We start from the raw sequence: 19,386 nt of genomic DNA, 5'->3' as shown, positions 1-19,386 counted from the left end.
GGGGGGGGGGGGGGGGAGGGGGGAGAGAGAAAGACGGGGCGGGGGGGGGGAGGGAAGGAGGGGGGGGGGGGGCTGTGCCCTTCTCCCCTGCCCCCCCCGCCCCTCTCGGCGTTTCAGCCGGGCAGCGGCCAGGCGTACGGCCCCTCGGGGTCGTCCAGCCAGGCCCACTCGTGTGCGCCGCTCACCGTGATCCCGTACCGCTCCCGCTGCGGCCGGCCCTCGCGCTCCCACAGCGCGTACGCCTCCTGTGGATCGAGGGTGCCGCGGGTCAGGGCCAGCAGGAAGCGGAACAGCTCGTGTTCCCTGGCCCGGCGCGGCACTCCGCCCACCGGCACGGACTCCGGTTCGGAGCGGACCCCGCCGCGCAGCGGCACGAAGTAGGCGGGCGTGTGCAGGAAGCGCCCCTCGGCGTACTCCGCGTCCCGTACGGCGAGGGCGACCAGGCCGGTGGCGAGCGGCGTCAGGACGCGGGCACCGGGGCGGCACTGGGCGAGCCAGGCGCGCGGGATCGACGGCAGGGCGCAGGTGGCGACGACGCGGTCGAAGGGGGCGCGCTCGGGCACGCCGCGTGCGCCGTCGCCGGTGACGACGACGGGGTGGTACCCGGCCGTCGCCAGGTGTCGCCGGGCCGACTCGGTGATCTCCGGCTCCAGGTCGACGGTGGTGACGAGGTCGCCGTCGCCGAGCCGGTGGGCGAGCAGGGCCGCGTTGTAGCCCGTGCCGGCGCCGACCTCCAGCACTCTGTCGCCCTCCGCCACCTCCAGCGCGACCAGCATCATCGCCATCAGGGACGGCTGGCTGCTGGAGGAAAGCAGCTCGCCGTCGCGGAGCCGGGTGGCCAGCGGGGTGTCCGCGTAGGCGCCGCGCACCCAGCGCTCGCGCGCGACCGGGTCGGGGCTCTGGCCCCAGCGCCGCTCGTAGCCACCGGCGACGCCCACGTAGTAGTACGGCACGAACAGATGCCGTGGCACGACGGCGAAGGCGTCCCGCCACACGGGGTCGTCGGCCCAGGCCCCGCCCCTGTCGATCTCGCGCACCAGCGCGGCCCGCGCCGAGGCGGCGAGGTCCTCCAGGTCAGGGTCGAGAGCGTGCGCACTCATACGTCCACTGTCCTGCGGGAGGCGCCCCGAGGCGAGCACGCCGCCTCCCGCTCGCATGATCCAGAGCGCTGGTCCTAAGCCTGGAGTCCTCCGTCTCCGCGTCTGAGACCATGGACGGGTGAATGAGATTCGGCGCGGCACGCTTCAGGAGCAGACCTTCTACGAGCAGGTCGGCGGGGAGGAGACCTTCCGCCGCCTCGTCCACCGTTTCTACGAGGGTGTCGCCGAGGACCCGATCCTCAAGCCCATGTACCCCGAGGAGGACCTGGGCCCGGCCGAGGAGCGCCTCACCCTGTTCCTGATCCAGTACTGGGGCGGCCCGACGACGTACAGCGAGAACCGCGGCCACCCCCGCCTGCGGATGCGCCACGCCCCGTTCGCCGTGGACCGCGCGGCCCACGACGCCTGGCTGAAGCACATGCGGGACGCCGTCGACGAGCTCGGCCTCTCCGAGGAGCACGAGCGGACGCTGTGGAACTACCTGACGTACGCCGCGGCGTCAATGGTGAACGCGGAGGGCTGACCCCCACCGCCGCGGAGCGTCAGCGGACGCTGACGTCCAACGCCCCGAGGCCCGCCCTGCGGACGGCGATCGAGCCGTACGGCGTGCGCAGCCTGAGCCACGCGCCCGACGAGAAGAGTCCGAGGGCCGCCTCGTCGGGGGTGTGCCTGTCGCCACGCAGGCGGAGGAAGCCCAGCGACTGGGCCGCGTGCACGGCCCGGACCGGGAGCCGGGTGTCCCCGACCGTCCGGGACCAGATCTCGCGTCCGATCCGGTCGAGTTCGGTCCGGGTACGCCGCTCGGGCGCCAACTCCTGGGTCCGGGAGCGGAACTCGGCGACCGCCGCGGCGACCATCGCCCCCAGCTCGTCCGGTGCAGGCAGCCCGGTCTCGCGCCGCCAGCCGCCGCGCGGTGGGAGCACCCCCGCCCACGGCGGGCCGGTGACCGCGGCCGGGACGGCGGCCGTGCCCGCCGACTCGTCGACGGACTCCAGGAGCTCACCCGCGGAGACGGTCACGTCCAGCGTGACGTCGAGCCCGTTCTCGTACGGCTTCCCCAGCCGTACGGCGCGGATCGCCAGCACCTCGAAGGACGGCGGGCGTCCGAAGACGGCGAGCGCGGTGCCGGCCGCCTGGAGGCGCACCGCGGCACCGCGGTCGTAGTGGAGCAGCCGGGAGAGGAAGGCCGCGAGATCCGCCGCCTCCCCCTCGTCGGCGAGGTGGAGCACCGTCATGCGGCGACGGCCTCCTCCTCGGCGGCCGCGTCATCCATGTACTCCCGGAGGAACTGCTTCTCCTCCGCGGTGATCCGGCGCGGCCGTTCCGCCTCGAAGTCGAACGGCACGACCACGGTCGAGGCCCGGACATAGACCACGTCCTCGTCCTTCACCTCGCAGGTGATGGTGAAGGACGCGGCCCTGATCTCGGTGATCCACAGCTCTATGTCCACCGGGTGGTGCCGGTGGACGAGCTGGCGCTTGTAGTCGATCTCGTGGCGCGCCACCACCGACCCCTGCTTGAAGTCCTTCTCCGGACGGAACAGGAAGTCGATACGCGCTTCCTCCAGGTAGCGGACGAAGACAGCGTTGTTGACATGCCCGTACGCATCCATGTCGGACCAGCGCAGGGGGCAGCGGTAGATATGGCGCAAGACCGATCAGCCCCGGGTCAGCTTCTTGTAGGTGGCACGGTGCGGACGGGCGGCGTCCGGTCCGAGCCGCTCGATCTTGTTCTTCTCGTAGGACTCGAAGTTGCCCTCGAACCAGAACCACTTGGACTCGCCCTCGTAGGCGAGGATGTGCGTGGCCACCCGGTCCAGGAACCACCGGTCGTGGGAGACGACCACGGCCGCACCCGGGAACTCGAGCAGCGCGTTCTCGAGGGAGCCGAGGGTCTCGACGTCGAGGTCGTTGGTCGGCTCGTCGAGGAGCAGCAGGTTGCCGCCCTGCTTGAGGGTGAGCGCGAGGTTGAGGCGGTTGCGCTCACCGCCGGAGAGCACACCGGCCGGCTTCTGCTGGTCGGGGCCCTTGAAGCCGAAGGCGGAGACGTAGGCCCGCGACGGCATTTCGACCTGGCCGACGTTGATGTAGTCGAGCTCGTCGCTGACCACGGCCCAGAGGGTCTTCTTCGGGTCGATGTTCGCGCGGCTCTGGTCGACGTACGAGATCTTGACGGTCTCGCCGACCTTGATGGCGCCGGAGTCCGGGGTCTCCAGACCCTGGATCATCTTGAAGAGGGTGGTCTTGCCGGCGCCGTTGGGGCCGATGACGCCCACGATGCCGTTGCGCGGCAGGGTGAAGCTGAGGTCGTCGATGAGGACCTTGTCGCCGAAGCCCTTGGTGAGGTTGGAGACCTCGACGACGATGCTGCCGAGCCGCGGGCCCGGCGGGATCTGGATCTCCTCGAAGTCCAGCTTCCGCATCTTGTCGGCCTCGGCGGCCATCTCCTCGTAGCGAGCCAGACGCGCCTTGGACTTGGCCTGCCGCCCCTTGGCGTTCGACCGCACCCACTCCAGCTCTTCCTTGAGCCGCTTGGCGCGCTTGGCGTCCTTCTGGCCCTCGACCTTGAGACGGGTCTGCTTGGTCTCCAGGTACTTGGAGTAGTTGCCCTCGTAGCCGTGCAGCCGGCCGCGGTCGACCTCGCAGATCCAGCCGGCGACGTTGTCGAGGAAGTACCGGTCGTGGGTCACGGCCACGATGGTGCCCTCGTACTTGGCGAGGTGCTGCTCCAGCCAGTTCACCGACTCGGCGTCGAGGTGGTTGGTGGGCTCGTCGAGGAGCAGCAGGTCGGGGGCCTCCAGCAGCAGCTTGCAGAGCGCGACGCGGCGCTTCTCACCACCGGAGAGGTTGACGACGGGCCAGTCGCCGGGCGGGCACCCGAGCGCGTCCATGGCCTGCTCGAGCTGGGCGTCGAGGTCCCAGGCGTTGGAGTGGTCGAGGTCCTCCTGGAGCTTGCCCATCTCTTCGAGGAGCGCGTCGGAGTAGTCGGTGGCCATCAGCTCGGCGATCTCGTTGAACCGGTCGAGCTTGCCCTTGACCTCGGCGACGCCCTCCTGGACGTTCTCCAGGACGGTCTTGTCCTCGTTGAGCTTGGGCTCCTGCATCAGGATGCCGACGGTGTACCCCGGCGACAGGAAGGCATCGCCGTTCGACGGCTGCTCCAGCCCTGCCATGATCTTCAGAATGGTCGACTTACCGGCACCGTTCGGGCCGACCACACCGATCTTCGCGCCGGGCAGGAAGTTCAGCGAGACGTCGTCAAGGATGACCTTGTCGCCGATAGCCTTGCGCGTCTTGCGCATGGTGTAGATGTACTCAGCCAAGAGAAACCGTCCGGCAGCTTGAAATCAGGCAGTGGGCAGATACACCCCATCTTGCCGGATCGCCACCCCTGGGGGGAAACCCGTTTGGGCGAGGGGGGCTGACCTGGGGGTTCACCGGCTTCGCGGAGGGGCCGAGGCCATCGAAGGTCTCGTGCGGTGCCGCCGAAGGCCGGGCTTCGTCGATGGCCAGGCAGTGACCTGCCGGCGCCGACCGCGCACCCACCCGCCGTTTCCACGACGCGAGCACGATTCCCGGCGCGCCATCAGGACATATAGGAATTTTTCACATTAACCTCCCATAACTGTACGAAGTCGATCTCTCACGGATCGCACCCACCTCACTCCTTCGGAGATGACATGCACAAGCTTCGCAAGGCTGCCGTCGTGGTCGCGGCCATCGGCACCGTCGGCCTCCTGGGCGCCGGGACGGCCACCGCCGACGGTCACGGTGGCCATGGCGGGGACAAGGCCAGCGTCCTGCAGAGCTCCAACTGCAAGTCGCACGACCTGAACCTCGACGTCCTGGGCCAGGTCGGCATCCTCAACGGCGCGCTGGGCAACGCGCTCAACGGCGAGGGCCACACGGGCGCGCAGGACACCCACATCGGCTCGACCATGGGCTGCGACAACAGCGCCTGGTAGGTCGCGCTCCTCACCGGTGGAGAAACGGACCGTGACACACGGTCCACCTGACAGGGGCCTGATCCGCGTGCGCGGATCAGGCCCCTGGTCCGGCTCTTCGGAGTCTCAGTCCTGCGTCGGCAGTTGCTTCTTCCGTACGACGACCAGCGCCGCGCCACCGATCAGGACCAGGCCGATGGCGACGCCCGCGATCAGGGGCGTCACGGCGGAGCCACCGGTGGCGGCGAGGTTGGTGTCGTCGGACGCCGTCCCGACCGTGGCGGGACTCGGCTCGCTGAGGGTCTGGACAGCGTCGCCCGCCACGTCGGCCTCGTTCACCTGGGTCATGCAGTCCAGCACGCCCGTGAACCGCTTCTCGAAGCCACCCGGCCCCTCGATCGTGAAGTCGTAGGCCTGGTCCTCCTGCAAGGGAACCGTGATCGTCTGCGACTTACCCGCCGGGACGCTGTACTCGATCCCGAGCAGCTCGAAGGTGAACGGCTCGGTGCCCTCGTTGGCCGCGGTGATGTCGACGCCGCCCTTGTCACAGTTCTCCGCCGCGGACAGCGCGGGTATCGCACCGGTCCTGGCCCAGGTCGCGGTCGCCGTCGCCGAGACGGTCGACTCGCTGGAGCCGGCCAGGATCTGCGTCTGACTGCGGCTCTCGGCGGCGAAGGCACGCCCCACCGGCACGGTCGTCGAGGCCTGCACGGTCAGCTCCGCCTGGCTTGCCGCGGCGTCCTCGGGCACCTCGAAGAACACCTGGCTGCCGTCCGTGGCGGACGTGACGGCCACGCCGTCCTTGTCCACGATGCGCACCCCGCTGGTGGCGGCGTCCGCCGGCGGCGTCAGCGTCGCGCTGCCCGCGTTGGTGCGCACCGTCACCGGACCGAGCCGCTCACCGGGGTGACCGGAGACGGCGGGCGGGTCGAGCGTGAGCGACGCCTGGGGCTCGGCCACGCTCCGCGCGTTCTGCTCCAGATAGTCCGCGAGCTGCTCGGCCTGCGGGTCGTTGGCGTCGACGTCCACACCGTCCGAGTAGCGCCAGATGGCCACCTGGGTGCCGGCCGCGGCGTCCTGCTCGGTGAGGCCGCCCTTGACGCCCGCCTTGCCGGCGAGCGAGGCGAGGTCGTTCACCTGCGGATAGGAGTTCTGAAGGATCCAGCGGATCCTGCCCGCGTCCTTGTTGGCTCCCAGCGAGGTGCCGCTCCAGGGCGTCTCGTGGTACCTGGCGTCGCGCTGCGTCGGGTTGTGGATGTCGACGCAGTACGTCTGGAGCGTGCCTCCGCCGTCGACGGACATCTCGAACAGACCGGCCGAGATCTCCTGGTCGCCGGAGTCGGCGTGGACGACCGCGGCGCCGTAGGTCTTCAGGCCGCCTATGGTGGCCGTCGCCCCGCCCTGGCTCCACGCCGCCTCGTCGGCCGAGGCCGGGCCGGCGCCGGCCATCACCGAGGCGGCGACGAGCCCGGACACCAGGGTCGCGGCGGCGACGCGGGCCGCCACCTCTCGCCCGCGCACCGACAGCGCAGAGAACGCAGCAAACACAGAATTCCCTTTCGAGCAGGACCCGTTGATGTGGGGGAACGGTCCCACCAGCAGAATCAGAAGCCCCGAGAGCTACGTTCGGCATCCTAGGTACGCGACGCACCAGGCTTCCCTGTGATCCCGTCGGAGGCCCGATCCGACTCGGAATCGTTATCGCCAAGATCCCTTACGAGCAGGGCTTATCGACAAATCCACAGGGGCCGTTCGGAACGCATTCGTCGATAAGCCGCAGTTCGGTCAGCCTCGTGAGGTGACTGACGTCACGTCACCGCCACTGGTTCCTGGACCTGTTGGGCGTCGGCATCGGCGGGTGGTGTCTCCCAGTCGGGCTCGGGCTGCGCCGGTGCGGAGGTGGCCCCCGTCTCCGGCCTCGGGGTGCGCCGGAAGGCCGACGTGCCGCGCGCGAGGTCATGGCCGATCGCCGTCGCGTCGATGTCGGCCGAGGTCCAGCTCTGCCCCTCGCGCACGTCCGAGCGCACCTTCAGCCTGCCCTGCACCACGACGGGATCGCCCACGTTCAGCGATCCGGCGGTGTTGGTCGCCAGCTGGCGATTGGCCCACACCGTGAAGAAGTTGGTGTGCCCGTCGGTCCACTCGTTCTTCCCACGGTCCAGGTAACGCGAGGTCACCGCCATCCGGAAGCGCGCCGACGGCCCCGTCGTCAGCTCCCGGTACACCGGCTGCGTCGCCACGTTGCCCACCACGCAGACGATCGTCTCGTTCATCTCGAAACCCCTCCCTCACCCGGGCACTCCCGCCGGGCGGATACACGTACGGGCCCGTCCCGTACGGCTGCGTCCGACATGACGGCCGCGCGGCCAGGTGCGTCCTGCCACGCCGCCGTCACCGCGATCGACCGCGTCCGTCGCGATCGCCGCGAAGCCAGACTGCCTCCGTCGGGCCGAGCCCGCTGAGCCCTGTGGATCACCGCTCGTCTGTGGATATCTCCGCCACTCGAACGGGTGACCCGCCCTCCCCCGACCGGCTCACCTCCCTGGTCCTTCGGGTGTCGGCCCCTGGTCCCTCGGGTGTCGGCCCCTGGTCTCAGGTCACCTCCCGGTCGCAGTTCGCCTCCCGGTCGCAGGCCACCCCTCCCGGTCGCAGGTCACCGCGCCGAGGACCCCACCCCCATCACCCGCCCGTACTGCTCCCGGACCTCCCGGTACCTCAGCAGCTCCGACGCCAGCGGATCCAGCACCCGGGCCCGCCCGCACCCGGCCGCCGCCTCCCGCAACCGGCGTTCCGCGTCCATGCCGTAGCGCCGGGCCGGGCCCCGGGCCGCCATCCGGCAGCCCCACTCGACCAGCGGGCCGCCGATGATGCCCGCCACCATCAGCAGCACCGGCACGCCCAGATTGGGCGCCATGACGCCGACGATCTGGCCCATCAGCCAGAGCCCGCCGATGACCTGAAGGATCGTCATGGACGCCTGCACCAGGACGGCCGCCGGCCACCAGCTGGGCCGCGGTGGCCGCCCGGGCGGCAGACCGGCCCGCGCGCCCAGCTCGTCCAGCGCCTCGGGCAGCCCCTGGGCCCCGCGTACGGCCGCCTCACGCACCGCCTGCGCCCAGGGTGTGGGCAGCCCGGCCGACGCATGGTCAGCGACCGTCCGCACGGCCTGTTCGACGCGCTGGCGCGCGGTGGCCTCCTCGTCCGTCTGGGCCCGCAGGGACAGCCGTCCCGTGGGGGGTTCGCTCCGGTCCTGGTACCAGCGCCACAGCCGCAGCCAGGGCGTCCCGCACGCGCGGTTGGCGTTGCGCAGCCAGGCCCGCTCGGCGGCCTCACCCGCGGCGGTGGCGCCGATCGCGTCCGCGAGCCGGGCGGAGAACTCGTCCCGCGCCTCCTCGCTGAGCCCGGTGCGCCGCCGCGCCGCGTACACCGGCCGCAGCTTCCACCCGGCGGCGTCCACGTCGGCCGAGATCCGGCGCGCGGCCGCCCCGCGCTCCGCCACGAACTGGCCGAGCGCCTCGCGCAGGTCGCCGACTCCGTCGCCGGTGAGCGCGGACAGCGCCAGCACGATGGCGCCCGGTTCGCCGTGCTCGCCCAGCGCGATGCCGTCCTCGTCGAGCAGCCGCCGCAGGTCGTCGAGAACCTGGTCGGTCGCCTCCCCGGGCAGCCGGTCGATCTGGTTGAGGACGACGAACATGATCTCGGCGTGGCCCGCCATGGGCCGCAGATAGCGCTCGTGCAGCACGGCGTCGGCGTACTTCTCGGGGTCGACGACCCAGATGACCGCGTCGACGAGCGCCAGGACGCGGTCGACCTGCTCACGGTGCTGCACGGCCGCCGAGTCGTGGTCGGGCAGGTCGACCAGGACGAGTCCGCGCAACTGCCCGTCCGCGGCCGCGTTCTGTGCGGGGCGCCGCCGCAGCCGTGGCGGGATGCCGAGCCGGTCGATGAGGCCGACCGCACCGTCGCTCCAACTGCACGCGAGGGGCGAGGAGGTCGTCGGCCGCCGTACGCCCGTCTCCGAGATGGTCACTCCGGCGAGCGAGTTGAACAGCTGCGACTTGCCGCTGCCCGTGGCGCCCGCGATGGCGACGACGGTGTGCTGCCCGGACAGCCTGCGCCGTGCCGCCGCCTCGTCGAGCACCCGGCCCGCCTCGGAGAGCGTCCTGTTGTCGAGCCGGGTGCGCGAGAGCCCGACCAGTTCACGCAGCGCGTCGAGCCGGGACCGCAGCCCGCCGTCGTACGCGAGCGGCGTCACGACCTGCGCCCCGGAAGCGCGGGGCTCCACGATGGCGGGCTGCTCCGGAACAGCGGTTTCATTCACCCTCCGTGCGATCAGCCCGTCGTCCCAGGGGGACGCGGATTCCGTACTGGTGGAGGAGTCCGTACCGGCGGAAGCGCCCGTACCGGCGGGCGGTTCCGTACGCGAGGGGGATTCCGTACGCGACGGGGATTCCGTACGCCGGGAGGTGCCGGCCGCCTTACGGCCCTCGGTGTCACGGGGGACCCCACGCGCGGGCGTGTCCCCGTCCTTGCGGCCGCGGGGATCCGAGGCACCCGCACGCGCGGGCGTGTCCCGGTCCTTGCCGCTGCCGGGACCCGAGGCGCTCGCACGCGCGTGCGTGTCCCCGTTCCTACGACCGCCGGGCTCCGGGACGGCCACCCGCACCTGCGCCTCGTCACCCTCACGGGCGCCTGAGTCGGGAGCGTCCACGCGCGCGTGCGGGTCGCCGTCCTCGGCGTCCTCGGCCTCCTCCACGCGTGCGTACTCCACGCGTGCGTGGTCGTCGCCCGCCCGGCACTCCTGCTTCGCCAGCTTCCTCCAGAGCTTGCGCATCTCCGGCTGCTCGGCAGCCGCGGAATCGTCGCCCTCGTCGAGCTCTCCCTCCGCGTGGTCACCCGCCGCGGGGAAGCCGTTCTCGCAGGCGCCCTCCACAGGGGCCGCGCTCGCCGGGACGTGGTGCTCGCGCTCGTCGCCCTGGGTGGCGCCGTCCTTCTGCTGATCGGCGTGGTCGGTGTGGTCCTGGTCAGTGACGGCAGTCACCGGTCACCTCTCCTTCTGCAGTACGGACAGCGCGGCGATGAGTTCGGCCTGGGGTTCCGGATGGACCTCCAGGGCGTCGAGCGGGGCGAGCCGTCGCTCGCGTTCGTTGTGCATGACCCGGTCCAGATGCTCGGTGAGCAGCCGCCCGGCCCGGTCGCGCAGCCGCAGCGCCCCGTGCGCCCCGATCCGCTCGGCGAGTCCCTCCCCCGCTGACCGTGCCCGGCGTCCGCCCAGCAGCGCGGTGGCGACGAGCGCGGTGACGACCTCGGAATCCGGGGCGACGCTGCGGTCCAGGACGCTCACCTCGTCCTCGGCGTACTCCTCGAGCTCCCTGCGCCAGCGCCGTACGGCCACGCCGATGCGGTGTTCGACACTCGCCGGCCGTGGATCACGGCCCGTCAGTTCGGGAGCTTCCGCGGCCGGTTCGCGCCGCCAGGCGTCGTCGACGCGCTCGTCGGCGGCGGTGACGGCGCACAGCAGGAGAGTGCTCAGGCTCTCCACCAGCGAGTCGAGGAGTTCACCGGCGGTGCTGTCGAGCGGGAAGGCGCGCCAGCGTTTCAGCGCGTCACCGGCGAGCACGGCGCCGGCCTGCAGCCGGCTCCGCACGCGCGCGTACTCGCTGTCGTAGGCGCTGTCCACGGCACTGGTGAGCCGCAGCGCGGCCGCGTACTGGGCGGCGGCGGCGTTGGCGAGCTCGGGCATGCGGACCTTGAGGGAGTCGAGCAGACCGTGGGCCGTACGGGCGACGGTCTGCTCGCGTGCCCCCGGGTCCTGGGCCTGCTGGCTGAGCCAGGTGCGCAGCGGCGCAACGGCCGTGGCCGGCAGCAGCCCGCCGCCCCAGGCCGACTCGGGCAGCTCGGGCACGGTGAAGCGGGGTACGTCGCCGAGGCCGGCCTTGGTGAGGAGCGCCCCGTACTGCCGGGACACCTCGGACACGACCTGGTGGGGCACCCGGTCCAGAACGGTCACCAGGGTGGCGTCGTACTCCTTGGCGGTGCGCAGCAGGTGCCAGGGGACGGCGTCGGCGTACCGCGCTGCCGTGGTCACCATCACCCAGATGTCGGCAGCGCAGATCAGTTCGGCGGCGAGTACGCGGTTGTCGGCGATCAGGGAGTCGATGTCGGGCGCGTCGAGGAGGGCGAGGCCGCACGGCAGCGTGTCGGCGGTCTCGACCCGCAGCACGCGTGCGGAGTCCTCGGCGGACAGCATCGGCTCGTCCGCCGGATCTTGGTCGGGCACCCACACGCGCGTGAGGTCCGGCAGTACGCGCATCCCGCTGAACCAATGATGGTCCTCGGGATGGCAGACCAGTACAGGGTTTCGCGTCGTCGGCCGCAGCACGCCTGCCTCGGTCACGCGCCGGCCCACGAGGGAGTTGACGAGCGTCGACTTGCCGGCGCCGGTGGATCCTCCCACCACGGCCAGCAAGGGCGCTTCGGGCTCCCTCAAGCGGGGCACCAAATAGTCGTCGAGCTGCGCGAGCAGTTCGTCGCGGTTGGCACGCGCGCGTGGCGCCCCCGCCAGGGGCAGCGGGAAGCGTGCGGCGGCGACACGGTCGCGCAGGGCGGAAAGTGCGTCGAGCAGCTGAGGCCGTACGTCCAAGGTCACCACATGCGAAGAATGCCCAATTTTAGGGGATTTCTGAAGCATATGAGCATGTCTGCGCGCCGACGGGACACAAGGGATGGAAGGGACGACCGGGACAGAGGCATAGTCCAGGCATAACGAGTGCACAACACCCGGTGCGCGAGAGGCCAAAAGCGGTGCACGATTCGTACCCGCCTGCGATTATCAGGACCGCTTCACCGAACCTCCACATCGAGCCACGGAGGCGAAGCAACAGGGACACGGATGTGGGAGCCCTATCCTTGTCTCCGGCAACGTCACGGATCAGCCCTACCCGGGCACCACGAACGAGGCCACCACAATCGGCCCCCGTAGCTCAGTGGATAGAGCAGGCGCCTTCTAAGCGCTTGGCCGCAGGTTCGAGTCCTGCCGGGGGCGCCCATGCTCCGCCCTCCTTCGGGAGGGCGTTTTTGCTGGTCGGCACGCATACGAGGTGTCAGGGCGAAGCCCCCGGACGCCCTCTTGATGATCAAGGGCAGGATGCGGGGCTGTCGGGACTACCGGCTGTCACCGGGTTTTCGCGGGTGGCTGTGTCGAATACGTGTCGAAGTTCCGAACCCCGGCGTCAGCCGGTGGACGGCCGCTCGGGAGATCTCCGGCAGCTTCGAGCCGCCTCTTCAGGTCGGGCACAGCGGCCCCTCGATGCATCGGGCATAAGTTGCCAGGAGCACGGCCACGCTGGCCCCGGCCCAGTCGGCCACCTGGGCGGGATCCCGTCGTTCAGCCACTTCGTCAGGCGCGTGTTCCGTTCCGGTTGTCGGAGACGCGCCGGCCGGTGGGCGACTCGAAGACGTGCGCAGGGGCGGTGCCGCCTTACGCGCGCTGCGCCACGCCCTGCGGATGACGGAGCCGGCGAGGATGCCGCCCGCCCCTCCCCTGCACTGCGTGTCCATAGCCGGGATGGGAATGCACCGCGTCACACGTACAGGCGCCTCCTGCCGATCCGTCGGGCCGACAACGACACCTGGGAACTCCCCGGCGGCATCCTCGAACTCGACGAGACCCCCGAGGTCGGCGTAGCCGGCGAGGTCCTTGAGGAGACGGGTCTCCGCGGTGAGGTGGACGAACTAACCGGTGCCCACAAGAACTTGACCCGCGGAATCGTGGCGCTGGTCTTCCGCTGCAAACCCTCCGGCGGCACCGAGCGCACGTCGAGTGAGTCGACGGCAGTCTCGTGGCTCACGCCCGACGAGGTCAGCGAGCGCCTGCCCGAGGTCTTCGCGATCAGGCTCTTGGATGCCTTGGACGGCAACGGCCCCCACGTGCGGAGCCAGCTTCGCCCCGGCTGGCCGCGCCAGGCGGCACGCTCGGCGGCTGCGGGCATGAAGTGGGGAGAAACTATCTGTGGCCGAGACGGTCGGTTCCACGGCTTTAGGCAGCCATTTCGGGGCGAGCCTCTAAGATCACGGCCCCAACGTCGTGCTTTAACGGGCAGGTCCGCAGACCACCCGACTCGCCATCAGCTTACGGTGCCATGATCACTCACCCCCAAAACAGCTCCAACCCAAAGCCGTTTCACTGACCTAGCATTTATGCCACCCGCGCAGTTGATCAGTTACTGACTAGAGGCACGCTATCTCGCAGGAGGCGTAACTTTAGCCCGATCAATCGCCCGATGGAGAGCGCTAGCGACGGAAAGCCACTCGATCACCTCATCCGTATTGAAGTTCGGGTCCGAAGGCCTATGCGCGCGGGGATTTCGAGCGGCACGAAACAGAGCCAACCCCAAGTGCATGTAGCCCTCCTGCTCGCTCGCGTCAGTCCTGGAGAGGCCGTCGTTGATTTGGATCAGCCGACGCCCACCAAGGGTATTGGTCACCAGCGAGGCACCGTCATCATCAAGGCCGCTGAGCTGGCGGAGACGAGCTCCCACACTCTTGCACGCCTCCTCGACTGCTTCGTCGCCGTGGCCACTCGCCAGCCTAGCCAACGCTCCGGACTTCACAGCCGAGTGAAGATGCTGGAGGCGTGACTCGATGTCGCCCCCTCCTCCAGAATTCATCCTTGCAAGATCAGGATAATTGATCGCTTGCAGGATAAAGTTCTGAAGGGTTCGCACGAGTCCTTCACAGTCGCGCTTTACGGGGCCTGAGGCGAATACCCAGGATGTGTCTTTCTGATTTTTCGAAAGAGTCACAGAAGCGTACATGTCCGAGTCATCGCCATCACGCTCGATACGCGAGATGTCCACCTCCGTGACATCGCGACGATCCTCACCCAGACCCACCTTCGCATCGATCAAGGTGTCATACCTGCCGTAGAGTTCCCGCTTCCCCTTAACGGTGATCTCAGTCTCCGCGCCCTGCCACTGGTCCGTAACCCTTTCTAATTCGCGAATAACTTCCTCGATCAGATCCCAGTTCTGGTGATGCCCGTGAGGAATCAGCGCGTTGGCTGTGAAATCCCTCTTCGCCATTTCGGAATCCCCCCTAATGATGGGTGAAGGTACGCCTGTCAGCCGGTAGATCATAGTCCGCAGCCAGCAAGGCATGTGGGCGAATGAGCACCGGCTTGGAACGGTCGACGGCTGACATCCTCGGCCGCGCTTGGCATGAGCGAGCGCCCTCCCAAGGCCGTCCTCGGGCCGTGGAGGGGTCCGTCGAGCCAGGTCGGCAGTAAGCATGCGAAGTTGCGCATACCGGGCCGATGGAAGCAGGAACGGCGGGAGCTGTGGCATCTGGCGCTTGCTCAATGCCTACGAGCTCGATGCGCTCCCGTATGTGGAGAAGGTCCTCCTGGTGCTCTCGTCCTCCGTCAATTCCGCGAACCATGACGTTGATCGCTTCGCCCTCATGCAGGTTGGAGACCCTGAGCACCCTGCCTACGTGTCCATCAGCAGGACGCCAGAAACGAGTGTCGGCCCATCGGCCTCCCGGCGGCCGTGAACCGGCTCCGAGCCGTGTCGCATGTGTGTCGACGGCGGGTGACGTGCTGCCGGCGGAAGGGGCAGCTGCCCAGGTCAGCGCGGAAGTCGCAGGTCAACGTCCTTTCCGGGCTCCGGCGCGGTGATCGAGTCACTCCCTGACCGCCATCAGCGCCCGGCGGAATTCCGCCGCGGTGGTGAAACCGATGCCCGGCTGTTCGGTGAGGGCGTGGTCGATCACCTTGGCGAGGGGGTGCGGGACGTCGGGGTTGCGGTGGTGGATCGGTACGGCGGGGGTGTCCAGGACCGCCTGCCAGCGATCGAGGTGCGGAGCGAAGTCGCGTGGGGCGGAGCCGGTGAGCATGTAGTACAGGCATGCCGCGGCGGCCCAGACGTCGACCTCGGGCTGGGCTCGCTTGAACTGGAGCACCTGTTGCCTGGAGACGAACGACGGGTTGCCCCCGCTGGTGCCCGTGTGGGTCAGTCCGCTCAGACCCGCCGCGTCGAACGCCTTCGCCAGCCCGAAGTCGCCGACCTTGGCCATGCCGCCGTGCAGAAAGATGTTCCGTGGGCTCAGATCCCGGTGGACCAGCCCGCGTACGGCGAGCGGGCGGCCCTCGGCGTCGTACGCCCGGACGTCCGCCTGGTGGGCGTGGGCCAGGCCGTCCAGCACCTGGAGTGTGATGCCCAGCGCCTGGTAGTCGGGCAGCCGGCCGCCCCGCCGGTGCACCAGTTGGGCGACGTCGCCTCCGTCGCAGTGGTCCATGACGAAGAAGTAGATCCCGTTCCAGCAGCCGTGGTCGTGCAGGCGTACCAGATGGGGGTGGCGCAGCATCTCCACCGTCGACATCTCGCGCAGGAACCGCGCCTTGGCCGCCTCGTTCCCCGCGGCCTGCGGCAGCATCACCTTGAGCGCGCACAGTTCGTCCGTCTGGTGGTCCCGGGCGAGGTACACGGCGCCCATGCCGCCCTGCCCCAGCTGCCGTTGGATCGTGTAGCCGCCGAACAGGTACAGGTTCCTGCTGCCGTCCTCGGCGACCTGTAGGAGCTGGCGCATGACCCGTTCCGGGTCGCCCTTGCACGCCGCGCAGAGTTCCTCGACGGAGGGCTGGACGGTGTGCTCGGCGCCGAGCCGGCCGCCGCACGCCGCGCACGTCCTCTCCCCGCGCGGCGGTGGAACGCGGTCGAGTGCCGACGGCATCTCCGTCGTACGGCACAGCTCGCATCGGTACGCGTCCTGACTGCCCGCGGCGCCCTCCAGCTCGGCCTCGGCGATCGTCCGACCGCACGTGGCGCAGCACAGGGGGACGTGGATGCCGACCCGCAGCCGGACGCCGCCCAGCCGGATCTCGTCGCCGTCCGCGAGTTCCCGCTCCGCCGACGGGAGTCGGTCCGACCCGTGGGGCGGCGGTCCCGCCTCCCGCCCGCCGATCCTTTCGCCGTTGACGTAGGTGCCGTTGGCGCTGCCGAGGTCCCGGACCCGCACGTCGGGCGGGTTGATGTCCAGCAGGCAGTGGTGCCGGGAGATCCCCGAGTACTCCGCGTCCTCGGGGAGCTGGAGCGCGCAGTCGTCCGCCCGTCCGACGACGCACGTCGCGCGGTCGGGAAACTCGAACCTCCGGCCCTGGAGCGGGCCCTGGAGCACCGTCAGGGTCACCCGGGCGGAACGGTAGCCGGGCTCGTCACCTTGTTGCTGGTCTCCCTCGTCCGGCTCCCGCCGCCCTGGGAGCAGCGCGCCGCGCAGGTCGTGGACCCCCATCTCGGCGGCGAGCGCCGCCCAGGGCGGGGAGGGGGTTTCCAGTACGGCGGTCAGGAGGTGGGGCAGCCCCATCGCGACGCCGTGCTCCGCCGCGGCCAGTTGCTCCGCCCTGGAGAACAGTTCGCGGGCCACGGCGTTCCCCGGTGATACGACGCCGCCCTGGTGGGGCCGGTCCGGCCGGGGGATCCGGTCGCGCAGTCGTCGGCGGAAGGCCGCGGGGTCCAAGCCGGCCCCCTCGAAGGCGGCCTTGAGCTGTCTCACCTCACCATCCAGCTCTCTCACCTCACCGTCCGGCTCCGCGCCCGTCGCCGGCATCTCGCACATCTTGCAGATCCCGAGCAGCAGGTGCACCGGTTCGACCTCGGCGGCACCGCCCCGAGCGGCTTCGCCCAGGGCGATCACCAAGGCCAGGCCGATGCCACCGCTGTAGGGAGCGGCACTGGTCATCGACAACCTCCGTCGTCTCGTGACAGCGACCGGAGCCGGCCCTCCAGGCCCATCTCGGCGCTCAGTTCGGCCCAGGGAGGAGCGGGGATCTCCAGGAGTGCCCGGAGGAGTTCGGTGAGTCCCACGGACTCGCCGGAGGTTTCCGCCCTCAGTTCCTCGGCCCGGCTGAAGACCCCGCGGGCGGCGGGTGTCCGGTGCATGACGCCGTCGGCGGGGACCTCGCCGGGCGCTGTACCGGGCGCGACGCCGGGCGCCGTACCTGGCGCGGAACGGGCCAGGCGTCCGCGCAGGCGGCGGCGGAACGGCGTGACTTCCAGCCCCGCCCGGCGGAATCTGCCGCGCAGCCCCTCGATCTCGGCCTCCAGCGCGGGAACCGTGCGCAGCACGGCGGCGGACGGGCCGGCCACCGGCGCGTCGCCCAGCTTGCACACCCCGAGCATGAGGTGCGCCGGTCCGATCGCGGACGCGTGCCCCGCTTTGGCCTCGACCGCCGCGATCTGCCAGGCCAGCAGGGTGCCGGGCGAATGCCGCGGGGCGCGCCGTCCGGCCTCCGCGCCGGGCTCGTGCGCGAGACCGCTGCCCTCCCGGGTGCTCGGCCAACTGTTCGGCCGACTGCCTGGCCAACCGCCCGGCAGGACTTCCCCGACATGGCCGAGCGCGTCCGAGAGGTCGCCGAGGCCCATCAGGGCGGGTGCCTTTCGCACCTGGGCCAGGCAGGTGAGCGCCTCCTGGTGCCGCCCCAGGGCGGTGAGGAGCTTGGCCTTGGCGGTGAGCGCCTGTGTGTAGCCCGGATAGCGTTCGAGGGCCTGGTTCAAGCAGGTCATCGCCTCTTCGGGGCGTTTCAGCGCGATCAGGGTGAGAGCCTTGTTGTGCAACGCCCAGCCGTCCCCCGGAGCGACCCGCAACGCCTTGCCGAACCAGGCCAGCGCCTCCTCGTGCCGGCCGAGTTCGTCCAGCGCCGCGCCTCTGCGGATGTACAGGTCCCGGTCTCCGGGCAGGGGCTGCGCCGGTGCCGGAGCCGGCCGGCGGGCGACGATCTCGTACACGGCCTGAAGCTCCCCGCGCAGGCCGCGAAAGCTGCGCGGCCTGCGCTGCGGCTCCCGTTCCACGCAGGCGAGGATCAACTCCCGTAACCCCGCAGGCAGTTCGTCCGTGTCGGAGCGCGCCCTGATGTGCTCGGCGGCGATGCTGCCGCTGACCGGCAGATCGCCGGTGGCCATCTGGTAGAGCAGCACGCCGAAGCCGTAGATGTCGGTCCGCACGTCCACGCGCGCCCCGGCGCGGGCCTGCTCGGGCGCCCGGTAGTTGCGGGTTCCGCCCGGCAGTACGTAGATGGCCCTGACCTGAGGCTTCAGCTCCCGCAGCCGTCCGCCCACCGCCTGCGCGGGACCGAACACCTGGGCCAGGCCGAAGTCCGTGACCTTGAGTGTGTCGTCCTCGGTGAGAAGGCAGTTGGCGGCCTTCACGTCCCCGTGCGTGACGCCGAGCGTGCGGGAGGCGTGCTCCATGCCGTCGCAGAAGTTCAGGCCGAAGCGCAGCGCGCGCTCCAGGCTCAGCGGCCCGGCGGCGAGGGCGGTGTCCAGGTCGCCGCCGGGGACGTACTCCAGCAGCAGGCAGTGGTGGTGCTCGACCCGTTCGACCCACAGCGCGGTGACGATGTTGGGGTGCCGTTCCAGCAGCACCCAGGTCTTGGCCTCGTTGGCGAAGCGCTCCCGGTCCTCGTCGCTCCACGGCTGCGGCATGTTGAAGGTCTTGAGCACGTAGCGCCGGTATCCGACGCGGTCGAAGAAGCTGCTGCGCCCCTGCGGTTCCACGATCGACACCGCGCCGTGCGCGCCCATCCTGCGCTCCAGTACGCGGTAGGAGTTGTCCGCGCTCCGTACGACCTGCCCCAGGTCGAAGGCGTGCTGGGCGGACGGCTTGGCGGGCAGGCCGGCGACCGCGGCCGCGGCCAGGGGCGATGCCGGATCGGTGCGGGCGGCGTACTCGTAGATACGGCGGGCGACCTCGGTGTGGCCGGACTCCTGGAAGCACCGGCCGAGGTCGAGGTGGGCCGTCACCAGATCGGGGCGCAGACATACGGCGTCCCCGAAGGCGTCGATCGCCTCCGGCAGGTTCCCCGCCGCGAGGGCCCGCCTGCCCCGGTCGCGCAGCCGCTCGTAGCCGGCCCCGGACGACGACGCGTCGGGCACGCACCTCACCTGCCTCACACGGTTCATCGGCGCCGACGCCGCCCCTGGGGGCGCGGCGGCCGGGCGGCCTCCTCCAGTGCCGAGCGCACGTCGTCGCGGTCCGGTGCCAGTTCTAGGGCCCGCTCCAGCAACTGCCTGGCCTCGGCACGCCGCGCGCCCCGCTGACGGTGCCGGACCTTCGCGAGCAGCACGATGGCGTCGACGTCGTTGGGGCTGAGCGCGCGGGTGACCGCGAGGTTCTCGGCGGCGCCGTGCCACTGCCGCGCGCGGGCCAGCGCGAGCGCCTTGTTGAAGTGCTCGTCGGCGAGCGCGGCGATCTGCGCGAGCGGACGCAGGTCGCCGCGGCACACCGGGCACTCGGGAGCCGGCGCGCGCAGTGTCCGGCCGCACAGCGGGCAGTTGATGACGGCCACCC

General features: G+C 70.6%; 15 protein-coding genes and 1 tRNA gene. 4 read left to right on the top strand and 12 right to left on the bottom strand.

What is annotated here, in order from left to right; genetic code table 11:
- Nucleotides 1-113: 113 nt before the first annotated feature.
- Complete coding sequence (locus tag ACFU95_RS05770) at nucleotides 114-1,100, bottom strand: methyltransferase domain-containing protein (RefSeq protein WP_383822206.1); 987 nt, start codon at nucleotides 1,098-1,100, stop codon at nucleotides 114-116.
- A gap of 118 nt (nucleotides 1,101-1,218) precedes the next feature.
- Between ACFU95_RS05770 and ACFU95_RS05765 the strand changes: the two genes are divergently transcribed.
- On the top strand, nucleotides 1,219-1,623 hold the full coding sequence (locus tag ACFU95_RS05765) for a globin (protein WP_383822203.1): 405 nt from the start codon (nucleotides 1,219-1,221) through the stop codon (nucleotides 1,621-1,623).
- Nucleotides 1,624-1,642: 19 nt separating this feature from the next.
- On the opposite strand, the gene ACFU95_RS05760 is transcribed toward ACFU95_RS05765, so the two are convergent.
- The 3 genes from ACFU95_RS05760 to ettA are packed head-to-tail and all read right to left on the bottom strand — an operon-like array spanning nucleotide 1,643 to nucleotide 4,422.
- Nucleotides 1,643-2,335, bottom strand: a complete 693-nt coding sequence (locus tag ACFU95_RS05760) for a hypothetical protein (RefSeq protein WP_383822200.1) — start codon at nucleotides 2,333-2,335, stop codon at nucleotides 1,643-1,645.
- The gene (locus ACFU95_RS05755; RefSeq protein ID WP_383822197.1) at nucleotides 2,332-2,751 is read right to left on the bottom strand and encodes an acyl-CoA thioesterase; all 420 of its coding nucleotides are present in this window, start codon (nucleotides 2,749-2,751) and stop codon (nucleotides 2,332-2,334) included. The genes ACFU95_RS05760 and ACFU95_RS05755 overlap by 4 nt, the downstream gene beginning before the upstream one ends.
- Before the next feature lie 6 nt (nucleotides 2,752-2,757).
- A complete protein-coding gene (gene ettA, locus ACFU95_RS05750) occupies nucleotides 2,758-4,422 on the bottom strand; it encodes an energy-dependent translational throttle protein EttA (protein ID WP_383822194.1) in 1,665 nt (554 codons plus the stop codon).
- 357 nt (nucleotides 4,423-4,779) lie between these two features.
- Between ettA and ACFU95_RS05745 the strand changes: the two genes are divergently transcribed.
- A complete protein-coding gene (locus ACFU95_RS05745; RefSeq protein ID WP_383822191.1) occupies nucleotides 4,780-5,064 on the top strand; it encodes a hypothetical protein in 285 nt (94 codons plus the stop codon).
- Nucleotides 5,065-5,169: 105 nt separating this feature from the next.
- Here the strand turns inward: ACFU95_RS05745 and ACFU95_RS05740 are convergent, their stop codons facing one another.
- The 4 genes from ACFU95_RS05740 to ACFU95_RS05725 all read right to left on the bottom strand — a co-directional run bounded on the left by ACFU95_RS05740 (nucleotide 5,170) and on the right by ACFU95_RS05725 (nucleotide 11,695).
- Nucleotides 5,170-6,591: a Cys-Gln thioester bond-forming surface protein gene (locus ACFU95_RS05740; protein ID WP_383822189.1), complete on the bottom strand. Its 1,422-nt coding sequence runs from the start codon at nucleotides 6,589-6,591 to the stop codon at nucleotides 5,170-5,172.
- 260 nt (nucleotides 6,592-6,851) lie between these two features.
- The gene (locus ACFU95_RS05735; RefSeq protein ID WP_383822186.1) at nucleotides 6,852-7,316 is read right to left on the bottom strand and encodes a single-stranded DNA-binding protein; all 465 of its coding nucleotides are present in this window, start codon (nucleotides 7,314-7,316) and stop codon (nucleotides 6,852-6,854) included.
- 380 nt (nucleotides 7,317-7,696) lie between these two features.
- Nucleotides 7,697-9,877 carry a GTPase gene (locus ACFU95_RS05730; protein ID WP_383822273.1) on the bottom strand — a complete coding sequence of 727 codons (2,181 nt, stop codon included), beginning with the start codon at nucleotides 9,875-9,877 and terminating at the stop codon, nucleotides 7,697-7,699.
- Between the two features lie 210 nt (nucleotides 9,878-10,087).
- The gene (locus ACFU95_RS05725) at nucleotides 10,088-11,695 is read right to left on the bottom strand and encodes a dynamin family protein (RefSeq protein ID WP_383822183.1); all 1,608 of its coding nucleotides are present in this window, start codon (nucleotides 11,693-11,695) and stop codon (nucleotides 10,088-10,090) included.
- Between the two features lie 320 nt (nucleotides 11,696-12,015).
- Here ACFU95_RS05725 and ACFU95_RS05720 point away from each other — a divergent pair.
- Nucleotides 12,016-12,088: transfer RNA gene (locus tag ACFU95_RS05720), tRNA-Arg, on the top strand.
- Nucleotides 12,089-12,234: 146 nt separating this feature from the next.
- Nucleotides 12,235-13,188 carry an NUDIX domain-containing protein gene (locus ACFU95_RS05715; RefSeq protein ID WP_383822271.1) on the top strand — a complete coding sequence of 318 codons (954 nt, stop codon included), beginning with the start codon at nucleotides 12,235-12,237 and terminating at the stop codon, nucleotides 13,186-13,188.
- Between the two features lie 95 nt (nucleotides 13,189-13,283).
- Here ACFU95_RS05715 and ACFU95_RS05710 read toward each other — a convergent pair whose 3' ends face one another.
- From ACFU95_RS05710 to ACFU95_RS05695, 4 genes are all read right to left on the bottom strand, one after another.
- Nucleotides 13,284-14,126, bottom strand: coding sequence for a TIGR02391 family protein (locus ACFU95_RS05710; protein WP_383822180.1), 843 nt, complete (start codon nucleotides 14,124-14,126; stop codon nucleotides 13,284-13,286).
- Nucleotides 14,127-14,724: 598 nt separating this feature from the next.
- Nucleotides 14,725-16,779, bottom strand: a complete 2,055-nt coding sequence (locus ACFU95_RS05705) for a protein kinase (protein WP_383822178.1) — start codon at nucleotides 16,777-16,779, stop codon at nucleotides 14,725-14,727.
- Complete coding sequence (locus ACFU95_RS05700) at nucleotides 16,776-18,971, bottom strand: protein kinase (protein ID WP_383822175.1); 2,196 nt, start codon at nucleotides 18,969-18,971, stop codon at nucleotides 16,776-16,778. Before ACFU95_RS05700 ends, ACFU95_RS05705 begins: the two co-directional genes overlap by 4 nt.
- Before the next feature lie 23 nt (nucleotides 18,972-18,994).
- Nucleotides 18,995-19,384, bottom strand: coding sequence for a hypothetical protein (locus ACFU95_RS05695; protein ID WP_383822172.1), 390 nt, complete (start codon nucleotides 19,382-19,384; stop codon nucleotides 18,995-18,997).
- Nucleotides 19,385-19,386 lie beyond the last annotated feature (2 nt).

Origin of the sequence: Streptomyces sp. NPDC057623 (genome assembly GCF_042800355.1) — a bacterium.
GTDB lineage: Bacteria > Actinomycetota > Actinomycetes > Streptomycetales > Streptomycetaceae > Streptomyces.
This window is presented reverse-complemented; position numbering and strand designations above follow the sequence as displayed.